The following is a 14193-nucleotide window of genomic DNA, read 5'->3' on the forward strand; positions in this document are numbered from 1 at the left end:
GGCGCGGTGCCGCGGTTTCGGGGAGCGGCCGCGTTCAGGGCGAGGTGGCGTATCGGCCGCCGACGTGGCCGGCGTGCCATTCGTGGTTGCCGCCCATCCAGTTCGCCAGCCCGGTCACGTACCGGGCGGTGAGCGGATGGGCGGCCAGCGCGGCGGCCTCCGTCTCGAACGCGCGGACCAGGTCGTTGTGCACGTCGATGGCCTTCGCGAAGGCGTCGTCGATCGCGCAGTCCTCCTCCTGCGCGATGACGGTGGGAAGGCTGTAGTGGAACCGGCCGGATGCCTGCTCCTTGCGCAGGGAGTACAGGTCGTTGAGGACCGTGGACGCGGTGGAGGCCAGTGCGGTCGCGCGCTGCACGGCGGGCAGCGCGAACAGTTCGGCCGGCAGTTCGTAGCCGCCGATCGCGTCCGTGATCGCCAGGCACGGGCGGAACGAGTTGAGCTGCCGCTGCACCAGGTACTCCCACACCGGCGGGGTGCGCTCCTCCTGCACGCAGGCGCCTTCGGCCTCGTAGCCCAGGTACAGGCTGGCGATCTCATGGCGGAACCGGTGGGCCTGGGCGGGGGTGGCGAGCCGGTTGAGGGATTCCATGGCCGCGTGCATGCAGCGCAGCGCCGGGTGCCCGGCCAGGGCCGCCCGCCAGTGGGCGTCATACGGGGCGGGCATGTGAGTGGGGTCGATCGCGGACTGGGCGACGGCGAGGCGGGCGCCGAGCCCCTCGGGGGCGCCGCCCAGTTCGGGTTCGCAGAAGTAGTCGTCCACCGCGTTCTCACCGGTCAGGAGTTTCGCGGCGGTCAGGAGGTGTTCGGTGCTGGGGGCGTCGGGATGGCACAGCACGACGGACCGGCCCGGGTCGAACGACAGCAGGCCCGCGCGCAGGTCGGGGGAACGGAACAGCTCCACGCCGTCGGCCCATTCCAGCAGTTGCGCGTTGATCAGGTCCGCCAGCGCCCGGTCATCGCGCACCGCCGGCGGACAGTACACGCCCTCGATCCGCGCGGGGGCCGGTGTCCCCCGGCCCGGCGGGTCGCCCGGCTGCGGGGGCGTGAAGCGGATGGCGGCGCTTCCCAGCCCGGCCGGCCCCGCGAGGACACGTTCCAGCGCCTCGGCCGGCGGCCGGGAGGGACGGGTGGTGGTCGTGGCGTGGCTCTCCTTTCTGATGGTGGCCGGATGTTCGATTCCGTTCACGCGTCCCATCCGGAATCCTTCGCAGTCGCGATAAGTCGGTGGAGAGGAAGATGCGGGTCCATACGGGGCAGCGCCCGAAGAGAAGCATTTCCGCGGTATCCGCGCCTGATACTCATTCGATCGAGTGATGGCGCGGCCGCGGCGGATCCGCGATACTTCAACCGGCAAACACCCCTGCAACCAAGGGTGTTGGACCGGAGGCGACACCGGGTCCGCCGTATGCACAGCGATGTCACTGCCCGCGGCGGCAGTGCCCATCCGCCAGGACCGCGTTCATTCCACGATCCCGCGACCAGGTCGCGGCATTTCGCTCGTTGCGGAAACCGACGTCGTACGTCGCGCGGAAAAATCCATCCACGGACCTTCACGAACGCCACGGCAAAGGACTCTCAGCCATGTCCATCGAAGCACGTCCGGAATCCGCGCCCGCGCCGACCGACAGCCCGCACCGTTCGAGCCTCGATACGGCTGCCGCCCGGAATCTGGCGACCACGACCAAGTCCGCACCGCAGATGGCCGGGATCTCCTCCCGGTGGCTGCTGCGCATGCTGCCCTGGGTCGAGGTCACCGCAGGCACCTACCGGGTCAACCGGCGGCTGACCTACTCCGTCGGCGACGGCAAGGTCACCTTCGTCAAAACCGGCTCCCAGGTCCGGGTCATCCCCGCCGAACTGGGCGAACTGTCACTCCTGCGCTCCTACCAGGACACCGACGTCCTCACCGCCCTCGCCGAACGCTTCACCCAACACGAATTCGCCCCCGGCGACCTCCTCGCCGAAGCCGGCCAACCCGCCGACACCCTCTACCTCCTCGCCCACGGCAAGGTCGAGCAACTCAGCGAAGGCGAGTTCGGCGAGCAGAATCGTCTCGGCGTCCTGGCCGACGGCGCCCACTTCGGCGAACAAGGCCTCCTGGACCCCGACGCCTCCTGGGACTTCACCGCCCGCGCCGCCACCACCACCACCGTCCTCGCCCTGCCCCGCCAGGACTTCCACACCCTCGCCGACCAGTCCCCCACCCTGCGGGCCCACCTCGAGGCCTACCGCGCCATCCCCCGCCAACGCGTCAACAAGCGCGGCGAAGCAGCCATCGAACTCGCCTCCGGCCACAAGGGCGAAACGAACCTGCCCTCCACCTTCGTGGACTACGAACTCGCCCCGCGCGAATACGAACTGAGCGTCGCCCAAACCGTCCTGCGCGTCCACAGCCGCGTCGCGGACCTCTACAACGAACCGATGAACCAGATCGAGGAACAGCTCAAACTCACCATCGAGGCGCTACGCGAGCGCCAGGAACACGAACTCATCAACAACCCCGACTTCGGCCTGCTGCACGCCGCCGAATACGACCAGCGCATCCAGCCCCACGCCGGCCCCCCGCTCCCCGACGACCTCGACGAACTCATCAGCCGCCGCCGCGGCACCCGCTTCCTGCTCGCCCACCCCCGCACCATCGCCGCCATCGGCCGCGAATGGACCCGCAAAGGCCTCTACCCCAACACCGTCGAAGTCGACGGCAGCACGGTGCTTTCCTGGCGTGGTGTGCCAATCCTCAGTTGCGGCAAGATCCCGATCAGTCCGGCGCGGACCAGCTCGATCATCGCGGTGCGTACCGGGCAGGACAACCAGGGCGTCATCGGCCTGCGCCAGACCGGCATCCCCGACGAATACGAACCCGGCCTGAACGTACGCTTCATGGGCCTGAGCGAGAAGGCCATCATCAGCTACCTCGTCAGCGCCTACTACTCCGCCGCCGTACTCGTCCCCGACGCCCTGGGCATCCTGGAGAACGTCAACATCGCCAACTGGCGCGACTGACGTTCTCCAGGGCCCCCGCGGTTCCGCCCGGCGACGGCCCGATCACGCCAGGCCGTCGGCGGTCAGGCCGGCGAGGACCGCCTGGCCCAGGGCCTGCACAGCCGACTGCGGGCGGACCATCACCGTAAATTCCTTGATCCGGCCGGCCTCGTCGAACTGGAGCAGGTCGATGCCGTGGATCTGCCTGCCGTCCACGGTGGCCCGGAAGATCAGGATCTCCGACGGGGCCCGCTCCCCGTCGGCGCTGGTCTCCGCGGTGCCGTCGAGCTGTCCGACGTAGCGGAAGTCCTCGAAGGTACGCAGCAGCACCCCGAAGAGCCCCAGCACCATGGCCTTGCCCTCGAAGGGGGTGAACTTCACCGGGCTGTACAGACGGATGTCGTCGGTGAACAGATCGTCCAGCGCGGCCAGATCCCGTTTCTCCACAGCGGTGCGGAAGCGTTCGGCAGTCTCCATGACCCCTCCTATTACTCAAGGATATGACTAATCATGTTCTTGGGTATGATGCGCCGCAGGACGCGGAAAGGGAAGGGGGGCCCATGGCTCTGCGACATGCCGTGCTCGCGGCGCTGCTGGACGGCGAGTACAGCGGATACCAGCTGGCGAAGGCCTTCGATCTGGGCGTCGCGAACTTCTGGCACGCCCTGCCCCAGCAGCTGTACACCGAGCTGGCGAAGCTGGAGAAGGAAGGGCTGGTCGCGGGGCGGCAGGTCGTCCAGGAGTCCCGGCCCAACAAGCGCATGTTCCACGTCACCGACGCCGGCCGCGCTGAGCTGACCGCGTTCGCCGCGGCCCCCTCCAAGCCCTCCGTCATCCGCGACGACCTTCTGGTCAAGGTCCAGGCCGCCGACCACGTCCGCGCCGCACCGGTCATCGCGCAGCTGGAGGAGCGCGCCCGCGCGGCCGAGGCGAAGATCGAGGTGCTGGGCACCCTGCTGGGCCGGTTGCGCGGCGACCTGAGCGAGGAGGAGTTCCTGCGCCACGGCGAGCGGATCGGGCCCTATCTGACGTGCCTGCGCGGCCTGGCCTTCGAGCAGGACCACCTCGCCTGGTGCCGGCGGACCGCGGCCGTCCTGACCGAGAGGCAGACCACAGCCCCGGCGCCGTAGGGCCGCCGCTCGCGGCGACCGCCGCCTCGAGTTGCGGAGTGGCGGGGAAGCGGTTCACTGTGGAATCGGTGGGGTGGCTTCGGTGACCGGAGGCGGCCGAGATGGGTATGCCTGTTGTCCCGCCCGAGGCCCGACGTCCCTCGGGCCCGGGAGCGACGGAAAAGGGACTCAAGGGCGGCGCGCTGGGACTGTTCTCCAGCATGGTCATCGGCCTGGCCTCCACCGCGCCCGCCTACAGCCTCGCGGCCACGCTGGGCGTCATCGTCGCGGTGGTCGGGTTCCAGTCACCGATCGTGATCATCCTGTCCTTCATCCCGATGTTCCTGATCGCCCACGGGTACAAGCAGCTCAACGCGGCCGACCCCGACTGCGGCACCACCTTCACCTGGGCCTCGCGGGCGTTCGGCCCGCGGACCGGGTGGATGGGCGGCTGGGGCATCATCGCCGCCGACATCATCGTCATGGCGAACCTGGCGCAGATCGCCGGCGCGTACGGCTTCCGGCTCATCGGCGCCGACGGCCTGGCCGAGAACACCACCTGGGTCACCGTGGTCGGCGTGGTGTGGATCGCCGTGATGACCCTGATCTGCTACATCGGCATCGAGCTCTCCGCCAACCTGCAGAAGGTCCTGCTCACCATCGAGATCCTGGTGCTGTTCCTCCTGGCCGTCACCGCCCTGGTCAAGGTGTACGCGGGAACGGCACCGGGCGTGGCCACCGAGGTGTCGTGGTCGTGGTTCAACCCCGCGAAGATCACTTCGCTGGACGCGCTGACCAAGGGCGTGCTCGCGGGGATCTTCATCTACTGGGGCTGGGACACGGCCGTGTCGGTCAACGAGGAGACCAAGGACAGCAGCCGCACCCCGGGCCGGGCCGCGGTCCTGTCCACGGTGATCCTGCTGCTCGTCTACGTCGTGGTCAGCGTGTCCGCGCAGGCCTTCGCCGGGGTCAAGGACACCGGTATCGGACTCGCCAACCCCGACAACTCCGGGGACGTGCTGTCGGGTCTGGGCAGCGAGGTCTTCGGCACCGGAGGCTTGGGCTCGTTCGCCACCAAACTCCTGATCCTCATGGTGCTCACCTCGGCTGCCGCCTCCACCCAGACCACCATCCTGCCGACGGCCCGCACCACCTTGTCGATGGCCGCGTTCAAGGCGATCCCGGACCGGTTCGCCAAGATGCACCCGCGCTTCCTGACCCCGACGTGGTCGACGGTGGGCATGGGGCTGGCCTCCATCGCCTTCTATGTCCTGTTGACCCGGGTCAGCGAGAACGTGCTGGCCGACTCCATCGGGTCGGTCGGCCTGATGATCGCGTTCTACTTCGGGCTCACCGGGTTCGCCTGCGTCTGGTACTACCGCAAGGTCCTCACCCGCAGCCCCCGCGACCTGTGGACCAAGGGGATCATGCCGGGGGTCGGCGGCCTCCTGCTGCTGTACTTCTTCGTCAACGCCTGCGTCGTGTACTCCGCCGCCGACTACGGCAGCACCTCGTGGACCGTGCCGTTCCCGCCGCACTGGCAGTTCGGCGGCGTCTTCGTCACCGGTATCGGCGCCCTGCTGCTCGGCGGGATCCTGATGTTCCTCTACCGGGGAGTGCGCCCCACGTTCTTCCGCCAGGAGACCATCGCGGTCTCCGCCCACGAAGCCGCAGCCGATCCCCAGCGGGGGGAGCGGTAGGCCCCGCTGGGCGGCTCAACCGCCGTGGCCCCCGTGCTCCGGCGCCTGGATCGTTCCACCGAGGGTCGCGCGCAGGCCCGTCAGGGCTTCCCGGGACTGCGCCGTGACGATCCAGCGGGTTCCCACCAGGTAGATCCCGCCGTACGCCTGCGCCTCGGTCAGCCAGGCGCGCTGACCGCTGTCCGCAGCGAAGGTGAGCATGCGGAACTCGCCCTGATCGGTCTTGCACGAACCCTGGCGCAGTTCCGTCGCCACCACACCGATTTCGGCCTTGCAGCCGAGCACGGCGGCGATTTGCTGAATGGAGGCGGGGCCGGCCGGTGCGGGAACGGTGGTGGGAACTGCCGCCACAGTGCTGGGAGTACGCGCATTCGCAGCGCAGCCACTCAGCACCATCGCGCACAACGCCACCACGACGCTTCCCCGTCGCATATTCGGCACATCCACCTCATCGCCTCGGCCGGAATTCGCTGTGCGCCCATTCCGGGTTCCTGGTGCGTCTTTTCCGGTGCGTCGCCCCCGGCACCCGGCCGGGTCGCGCGGAAAGGTCCGGGACCGGACCCGGACCTTCCCCGCGCGAGCCCCTCCGGGGGTGGGGGTCAGGAGCCCGCGCCGGCCTTCTTGCCACCCTGGGTGACGGCGAACCACAGGCCCATCTTGCCCTGGCCGTTGATGTCACCGGGCTTCTCGTCACCGGTGAACCAGTAGACCGGCCAGCAGTCGATGGCGAGCTGCTTCGTTCCGTCGGGCCGGGTGACGGTGCCGACCAGCTTGGACGCCACGCCGCGCACCTTGGTCTTGTCGACGGGCTTGGCGGGCTTCCAGGTGTTCAGGCACGCGTCGAGGCAGGCGAACTTCATCGGCCAGGCGCTGTCCTTGCTGAAGCGGTAGAGCGTCCGCATCTTCCCGTCCACGATGATCTTGCCGAGTTCGTCGTTGTCGGTGACCGACAACGAGACGTCGCTGACCTGGTTCTGGGTCTGGGTGGGGCTGGGCGTCGGCTGGGCGGTGGCCGCCTGCTGTCCGGCCTTCTTGCCGTCGGGTGCCAGCGCGTTCCACGTCCCGCCGACCCCGTGGCCCTTGGTGTCACCGGCCTGGGTGTCCATCGAGTAGCGGTACACCGGCCAGCCCGCGAGCGTCAGTTGCCGGCTGCCGTCGGTCCTGATGACCTCGCCCAGCAGCTCGGGCTTGATGCCCGCGGAGGCGGTGGCGTCGTCCGCCGGCACGGCCGGCCAGGTGATCGCGCAGGCGCCGTCACAGTTGGACTTCGGCGGCTGGGCGGTGTCCTTGTCGAACCGGTAGAGGGTGAAGCCCTTGCTGTCGGTGACGACCGGCCCCAGCTTCCCGTCGCTGCGCACCGCCAGTTCCTTGGCCGGTTCGCCCTTCTTCGCCCCCGCCTGGTCGGCGCCGTAGCCGCCGGTACTGCTCGCACCGTAATCCGAGCCGTATCCAGTTCCGATGTCCTTGGTGTCACCGGCGGGCTGGACGTTGGCCCCCTGGGCGTTGTTGCCGGTCTTTTCGCTGCTGCCGCATCCTGCCGTCAGCAGAAAGACCACGGTGGCCGCTCCAGCGAATGCCGCTCGACGCCTGTTTACCATGACTGCTCCTTCGCATTCGGTCCGGCGGCTTCGTGCCGTCGCCCAGGGATACGGGCGGAACCGCGAAGGGCGTTCAGCCGATTTGAAACTTGTCACGAGAGGCAAAGAAACGAGACGTGTTCCCGACGTTTCCGGGCATCGTCCCCGGTTTCGGGAACCAGCGGGCGGGCCGTCCTACTCCTGGATGCGCAGCGCCAGCGCGGGGCAGCGCCGGATCGCGCGCAGCGCTTTGGGGCGCAGCCGCGCGGGCAGTTCCATCGACGCCTGCTCCGGGTAGCCGTCGGCGTCCAACTGGACGACCTCGGGGAGGACGTCCACGCACAACCCGTGCCCCTGACACCGCGTCCAGTCCACGACGAGCCGCTCGGTGACCTGCGGCGCGGGCGGCCGGGCCGCGGGGCTGCCGTTCAGGGTCAGTGGGAGCGTGCCGAGCACCGGGCGCCCGCAACCGCTGCCCAGCGCGTGGTCGTCGAAGTCGTCGGGGAACGCGGCCAGCGCGGATTCCACGAACGCCGAGGTCCCGTCGGGGTGGCTGCAGGCGCCGCGCTTGCGCACCGAGCGCATCCGGGCGCGCACGGCGTCCAGCGCGGCCTGCCCGCCGCCGTGGGCGGCCTGTTCGAGGACGTCGGCCAGCGCCGGCAGTCCCAGCACGCACGGCCCGCACTGGCCCGCGGTCTCCCCGGCCATCCAGCGCGTCACCCGCACGACCTCGCCGACCGGGCAGGTGTCCTCCGGCAGCGGCAGCACCGCTCCCGCGCCCAGCACGGCGCCGAACGAGGACAGTGACTCGCGCGAGACATCCGCCGCCTTCGCGGAGTACGGGTCCAACCACCGCCCGTGGTACCCGCCGACGAGGACGCCCTGACCGGGGCCGAGGCCGCACAGTTCCAGGACGTAGGTCAGCGGCACCCCGGTCGGGGTCTCCATCACCGAAGCGCCGGCGACGGTCAACAGCACCGTGCCGGGCTCGGTCGGCAGTCCCACCGACCGGTAGTCCAGCGCGCCCATCCGGGCGGCCACCGCGAGTTGGGCGTACGTCTCGGTGTTGGAGAACAAGGTGGGCACTCCGCCCAGGCCCCGATCGCTGGTGCGGATCGAGCGGCCGGACGGCAGCGTCGGACCGCCGTTGAGCCCGCTGGTCATCGCGGAACTCTCGCCGGTGACGAACCGTTCGGGCAGCCGCGTCACCCGCAGCCGGCGTCCGACCGGGCCGCGCTCGGCGATCGCGTCCTGCACCGACTGCTCGACGTCCTCCCGTGTCACGCCCAGGACGACGTCCTCGGCGTTCAGGGCCTCCGCCGCCAGCAGCGCGCCGTCCAGCACCAGGTGCGGGGTGTGCAGCAGCAGCGCCGTGTCCTTCAGGCAACTGGGCTCGCCCTCGCTGCCGTTGACGATCACGGCGGTGCGCCCGTCGCGGCGCTCGGCCGCCCGGGTGACGGCCGTGAATTTGCGGGCGAAGGGGAAACCCGCTCCGCCGCGGCCGCGCAGGTCGATGTTCTCGGCCAGCGCCAGCAGTTCCTCCGGCCGCAGCCGGGGCAGCGAGCCGTGCACCGTCAGATGGGTGACGCGGTCCAGCCGCGCCACCTCGTCGAGACCGGCCAGCAGCCGGGGCGGCCCGACGCAGCCGATCGCCGGCCGGGGGCCGTTCACAGCCGCCACCCGGCGGTGCTGTCGACCCGTCCGTCGGCCCGGTCCGGCCGGTTGTCACGGATCTCATCGCGGCGCGCGGCGAAGGCCACCGAGCGCGGCGGCCGGTCGGGCTGGGCGGCGGCGGGAACGCGGTAGGCGGCCGGCGCCACGGGCGGGCCCGCGGCCACCCGCTGCTGCCGGGAGCGCAGGCGTATGGCGAGCACCCCGGCCACCCCCACCAGGCACAGGGCGTAGGAGACGGTCACCCAGCCGCTCGCGGGTCGGCCGGCCTTCAGGCCGTGCAGCAACGCGGCGCCCCAGGCCGGGTACGCGCTCATGTGCAGCGCCCGCCACCAGCGCGAACGCGCTCCGGAGGCGAACGCGCTGCGCACCGCTCCGGTCACCGCCACCGTCAGGAACAGGTAGCCCGCCAGGGTGCCCAGACCGATCATCAGCGGTTGCGGACCGTCGGTGAACGGCACCGCCGCCGCACCGGCGGTGGTCTCCTGCTGCTCGACCTTCACCCAGATGTGCAGCGCGAGGAAACCCAGTCCGCCGCTGGCCATGCCCCGGTGCACCCCCTGGGCGAGCAGCCGGTGGCTGGAGTGCAGCAGCAGGCGGTCGGTGGCGGCCAGCCCCCACAGCACGGTGGCGGTCAGGCAGACCAGGGCCAGCACTCCCGCCCCGAAGTCCAGGAACGCCCAGGTCCGGGTGAAGGCGCCGACCTGGCCCGCGACGGTCGCCGTGAGTGAGAGCACCACAGCGAGGATGACGAACGTGACGGTCCGGCGCCCGCCGGCGCCGGACAGCAGAGGAGGCCGGCGGACGGCTCGCCGTCCACCGGCCGCTGCGGCACGCAGCCTCCTTCGGTGCGACCGGCCCGCCGGGGTCGACCCGTACGGGCGGGGGGTGGACATGGGGGACAAAGGCATGGGGAAAGCCTCCCGAGCGGGGGGACCGAGCACTGCACGTCGCACCCGGAGCCCAGGGGGTGGAGAGCGGCGCTGCCGGGCGGCAGCTGGTGAGGACCGGGGCAGCACGGCCCGCACGGGGACGAGAAGAGCCGGAACGCGCCGCGACACAGCGGCGGGCGGACCGGCTCCGGTGCGGATTCTCGGAGGGTTCACCTCCACAGCCGATGAGCAGTGCCCGGGGTGCAGCAGCATCGCTCAACTTCCCAGCATCTCCACAAGATTTATCGCATCGTGACAAGTTCCTGCTTCCCCGTCGTCGTCACGGTGTGCAACTGCGGAAGATGCTCACCCAAGTGCTTCCGGTTCCGGCCGGACCGGGTCTAAACCGTCCCGGCCGCACCCTGGTGGTAAAGACCCGGCAAAACAACGGGACCACTGGTGGGAAGCAACCTCTAGGAGGGCGCAGGAGGACCCTCAACTCCTCCGCCGGACAAGGACGACGGCGATGGAGGCAACCTCCGCAAGACCTGTCCTCCCCCCAGGCAGGTCTTACCCCGGCATGAACGAGGTAGAGATGTGCGAACTTCTTAACCGCATCTGGTCCCTCCCCCGTGGCGAATGGATCCGCGTTCTGCGCAAGGAACTTCCGTCACTGGCAGATGAGATGGTCGAAGCGCTGCGTCACGAGATTCCCGGCTTCGCCGGCCTTGTGCAGGACATGGGCCGCGAAACGGTCCGGCAAGGCCTCGAAGAAGCCCTGCTGACCGCTCTCGGCTACCGCACGCCACCGAAGGACGACGACATCCCCCAGGAGCTGACCACCCCCGCAGCCCCCCTCGACCGCTCACGCCAGGACCTGTTCAACGCCCTGACCGGAGCCACCGACGTACCACCGGCAGCCCTGCCGGAACTGGCCCGCAGGGCCGGCTGGCCGCTGCCCGAGACCATCCGCGCCGTCGCCGTCACCTCACCCGGCGAAACCCAGCAACTGGCGGCGGTGTTGGACGACTGCCTGGTCGGCATGGGCAGCGACGGCCCCTGCCTGCTGATACCCAGCCCCGACCCGGACACCCGCGGCACACTGGAGGCCGCTCTGCGCGGCCGCTCCACCGCCGTCGGCCACGCCGTCCCCGTCCGCGACGCCGCCTCCTCCCTACGCTGGGCGCGGCGCCTGCTGAACCTCACCCCCACCCCCCCAGGACCCGACGCCCGACCCGTCTTCGTCGACGACCACCTCTCCACCCTGCTGCTGCTCCAGGACGAACCGCTGGCCAAAGCCCTGGCAGCCCGCTGGTTGCGCCCCCTGGCCGGACTGACACCCCGCCAGAGCGAACGCCTCGAACTGACCCTGCTCGCCTGGCTCGAAGGCGGCGGCGCACCCGAAGCAGCCAAAGCCCTCAGCGTGCACCCCCAGACCGTGCGCTACCGCATGCGCCAACTCGAGAAACTCTTCGGCCAGGGACTGCGCGACCCACGCACCCGCTTCGAACTGGAGATGGCCCTGCGCAGCCGCCGACTCATGGCCGAGATCGGACGCCGCAGCTCCCGGGTGACCCGCCGGGCACGCACCGTAGCCGTCGGCTTCCGCCCCCTGGTCGTCGCCCGCGAAGCCCGCGTCAACGGCCTCTGACCCACCCGGCCACACCGCTCCGGCGGATCACACGACCCACCGTGATCCGCCGGAGACGTCACAACCCCGCCGGCACCGCCGCGCGCATCGTCGCGTTCAGATCGACCAACTCGCGGTAGGCCCGCGCGCACGAACCGCACCCCGCCAGATGCCGCGCCAGCTCACGCCCGCGCACCGCACCGCTGCGCCGTATCGCCGCACCGATCATGGCACTGAAGTGACGGCACCGATCGTCACCCACACTGTCGACATGCGCGTGCAGATACGCCTCCCGCAACCCCTCACGGGCCCGGAAGGCCAACGACGTCACCCCACTGGGCGTCAGACCCAGCAGCGCCGCCACCTCCGCCGGCGAGTCGTTCTCCACCAGCGTGTGCCACAACACCGCCCGCCACCGCTCGGGCAACGTGTTGAAACTGCGCACCAGCAACTGACGGTCCTCACTGGCCAGCAACCGCTGCTGCGGATCACTGCCCGCCGACTGCTGCCACCACGACGCGAAGTCCGCCGTCAGCAGCGCCCGACGATCCCCGGCACCCCACTCGATGGCCGTGTGCCGCACCACCGTCAGCAGATACGGCCGCCACGCCCCCCGCGGACCCGCCCCCGAACGCACCGCCTGGAACGTCCGGATGAACGCCTCCGACACCAGGTCCTCGGCATCGTGCACATCACGGCAGCACCGCTGCGCGTACGCCAGGACCGCGCCCCGGTGCCGGCGGTAGAGGATGTCCCCCGCGGCCGGGTTCGCCGTACCGCACCCATAGCCGTCCTTCAGCTGCCGGGTGAGCTCATCGTCACCCGGCCCGGCGTCCTGCCCCACCGTTGCGTCCCCGTCCTGCGCGGCTTCGAGAGAGCCCAGCACTGCCACCTCGCACCTTCGAGCGACCACGGAGTTCTCCGGATGCGGCCCCGGCTCCGTGGTCGTGTTCCGTGGGACGTGCGCCGTACCGTACGCGTTCCGCGGCCGCCGCACAGCACGGACCCCGGATTACCGCCCCCCACACGGCGGTGGCCCCGGAGACATCTCCGGGGCCACGCCGACTCGGGACCGGGCGGGGGCATGGGGAGCGCCCGACCCCGAGGACCTAACGGAGCCCGCCGCGCCGGATCACCCGGGCCACGGAACTCCCCCGCCGCATCAGCACCTGCGACCGCTGTTCACGCAGTTCACCGCCTGACGCATCAAACGGTCCGACATCGCCTCGACGAAGTCACCGTGATCGGTCACCGGCTTGTGCAACTGCTCGGGGAAACTGTCCACGGCGATCCGCGACCCCTGCGGAACGCTGTAGGTGATCCGCTCCACCAGCGCCGGAATCGCCTTGAACCCCTTGGCACACGCACCGTTGCGATCCGCGAAGGCCACATGCGTCCGGTGGTTGGCACTGTCGATGTTCTTGCCGTCCCAGCAACTCTGGAAATTGAAGGTCCGCACCACGTCACTGCCCTGCGGGCAGATCGGGTACTTGTCCTTCAACTGCCGGTTCTCGAACCCGGTGCAGCTCCACGACGCGTTGGCGTTGGCCGTCCCGTTCGTGAACGCTTTCGCGTCACCCGTGATGATCCGCAAGAAACGGGGCATCGCGGTCACCTTGGACACCGCACTGCCATCCATCCGGATCGTGACGCTCTTGGGCTGCAGAATCGTGCCGACGTTGGCGTCCTGGCCACCACCCGGCGCGTTCACATCCGGGCCCTGCCCGGCGTTCTGCACCCGCAGCACCGGCCAGTAGTACGCCGACTGGTCCCCGTTGGTGCACGTCGTACCGGCGGCGGCGAGCGAGTCGTTGGTGGAGAACGCGTCCGTGGTCTTGTTGCCCACGTAGTCGTGCATGTGGTGCGCACCGTTGCTCACACCGGGCGCGACGATGACATTGTCCGGATTCAGGTGCTTGTCCTCGTTACGACCGCACCTCGAGGTGAACGAACCGGTCGACGCACCCGCCCGCGCCCGCGGCTTCACCACGTTCGGCCTGACCTTCGTGATGTCGACGAAGTCGGCCTTCGACGGACCCTTGCCCTGCTTCTTGTTCTGGGCCTGACCCGACTGGTCCTGTACGGCCACGCCCTGGCCATCCTGCGCGGCCTGCCCATCCTGCGCGACCTGCCCGTCCTGCACCGCAGCGGCGTCCTGCTGACCACCCCCGGTATCACCCGGCTTCACATCCGTGGCCTTCATCGCACAGGCACTCAGCTCGTCCAACCCCGCCGGCGGCTGCGCCACCTGCGCTATCGCGTTGTCGATCTTCGCGATCGTGCCACTGCGCTTCTGCTGCAGCTCACCGAGCGACGTGCCGGCTTCCCACTGACCCGCCGCCAGCTTCTTGTACGACTCCGCGACCTGCGCGTCGAGCTCCGCCAGATTCTGGTCGACCTCCGGCTTGGCCTGCTGGGGAACATCCCGCAACCGGTCCCCCACATCGGGACACGCGATCGTGGACGCCCCCGCCTGCTCGGCCTGCTGGCCGGCCTGCTGCCCGGTCTGCGCCGCGTCCCGCCGCGAACCGCCGGCCGACGCGTTCGCCGCGACGAACGCCACCCCGCCCGCGCCCAACACCAGCGCGGTGACCACCGCGATGGCCTTGTTCGGCAGGCGGGAACGTTTATGGTCCTTCTTGCTCATGA

The 14193-nt window shown here is 70.1% G+C and carries 12 protein-coding genes; 4 read left to right on the forward strand and 8 right to left on the reverse strand.

Annotation, left to right across the window (positions count from 1 at the left end):
• Positions 1-34: 34 nt before the first annotated feature.
• On the reverse strand, positions 35-1189 hold the full coding sequence (locus M2266_RS03590; RefSeq protein ID WP_277436786.1) for a family 2 encapsulin nanocompartment cargo protein terpene cyclase: 1155 nt from the start codon (positions 1187-1189) through the stop codon (positions 35-37).
• Between the two features lie 395 nt (positions 1190-1584).
• Between M2266_RS03590 and M2266_RS03595 the strand changes: the two genes are divergently transcribed.
• Positions 1585-3006: a family 2B encapsulin nanocompartment shell protein gene (locus M2266_RS03595; protein WP_277436787.1), complete on the forward strand. Its 1422-nt coding sequence runs from the start codon at positions 1585-1587 to the stop codon at positions 3004-3006.
• A gap of 42 nt (positions 3007-3048) precedes the next feature.
• Here the strand turns inward: M2266_RS03595 and M2266_RS03600 are convergent, their stop codons facing one another.
• Complete coding sequence (locus M2266_RS03600; RefSeq protein ID WP_277436788.1) at positions 3049-3462, reverse strand: nuclear transport factor 2 family protein; 414 nt, start codon at positions 3460-3462, stop codon at positions 3049-3051.
• Between the two features lie 83 nt (positions 3463-3545).
• Here M2266_RS03600 and M2266_RS03605 point away from each other — a divergent pair, with 83 nt between their 5' ends.
• Positions 3546-4115, forward strand: coding sequence for a PadR family transcriptional regulator (locus tag M2266_RS03605; RefSeq protein ID WP_277436789.1), 570 nt, complete (start codon positions 3546-3548; stop codon positions 4113-4115).
• Between the two features lie 101 nt (positions 4116-4216).
• Positions 4217-5794 carry an APC family permease gene (locus tag M2266_RS03610; protein WP_277436790.1) on the forward strand — a complete coding sequence of 526 codons (1578 nt, stop codon included), beginning with the start codon at positions 4217-4219 and terminating at the stop codon, positions 5792-5794.
• Positions 5795-5809: 15 nt separating this feature from the next.
• Here M2266_RS03610 and M2266_RS03615 read toward each other — a convergent pair whose 3' ends face one another.
• The 4 genes from M2266_RS03615 to M2266_RS03630 form a co-directional block, all read right to left on the reverse strand.
• Positions 5810-6145, reverse strand: a complete 336-nt coding sequence (locus tag M2266_RS03615; protein ID WP_277436791.1) for a hypothetical protein — start codon at positions 6143-6145, stop codon at positions 5810-5812.
• 248 nt (positions 6146-6393) lie between these two features.
• Positions 6394-7392: an SCO0930 family lipoprotein gene (locus M2266_RS03620; RefSeq protein ID WP_277436792.1), complete on the reverse strand. Its 999-nt coding sequence runs from the start codon at positions 7390-7392 to the stop codon at positions 6394-6396.
• 174 nt (positions 7393-7566) lie between these two features.
• Positions 7567-9042: an NADH-quinone oxidoreductase subunit NuoF family protein gene (locus tag M2266_RS03625; protein ID WP_277436793.1), complete on the reverse strand. Its 1476-nt coding sequence runs from the start codon at positions 9040-9042 to the stop codon at positions 7567-7569.
• Positions 9039-9779 carry a hypothetical protein gene (locus M2266_RS03630; protein ID WP_277436794.1) on the reverse strand — a complete coding sequence of 247 codons (741 nt, stop codon included), beginning with the start codon at positions 9777-9779 and terminating at the stop codon, positions 9039-9041. The genes M2266_RS03625 and M2266_RS03630 overlap by 4 nt, the downstream gene beginning before the upstream one ends.
• 715 nt (positions 9780-10494) lie before the next feature.
• On the opposite strand from M2266_RS03630, the gene M2266_RS03635 reads away from it, so the two are divergent.
• Positions 10495-11565: a helix-turn-helix domain-containing protein gene (locus tag M2266_RS03635; protein WP_277436795.1), complete on the forward strand. Its 1071-nt coding sequence runs from the start codon at positions 10495-10497 to the stop codon at positions 11563-11565.
• Between the two features lie 58 nt (positions 11566-11623).
• On the opposite strand, the gene M2266_RS03640 is transcribed toward M2266_RS03635, so the two are convergent.
• Both M2266_RS03640 and M2266_RS03645 read right to left on the reverse strand, forming a co-directional pair.
• Positions 11624-12430, reverse strand: a complete 807-nt coding sequence (locus M2266_RS03640; RefSeq protein ID WP_277436796.1) for a sigma-70 family RNA polymerase sigma factor — start codon at positions 12428-12430, stop codon at positions 11624-11626.
• Positions 12431-12706: 276 nt separating this feature from the next.
• Positions 12707-14191 (reverse strand): DUF1996 domain-containing protein, encoded by a 1485-nt coding sequence (locus tag M2266_RS03645; protein WP_277436797.1) that lies wholly within the window; start codon positions 14189-14191, stop codon positions 12707-12709.
• Positions 14192-14193: the final 2 nt, after the last annotated feature.

It is taken from the genome of Streptomyces sp. SPB162 (genome assembly GCF_029504575.1).
Lineage (GTDB): Bacteria > Actinomycetota > Actinomycetes > Streptomycetales > Streptomycetaceae > Actinacidiphila.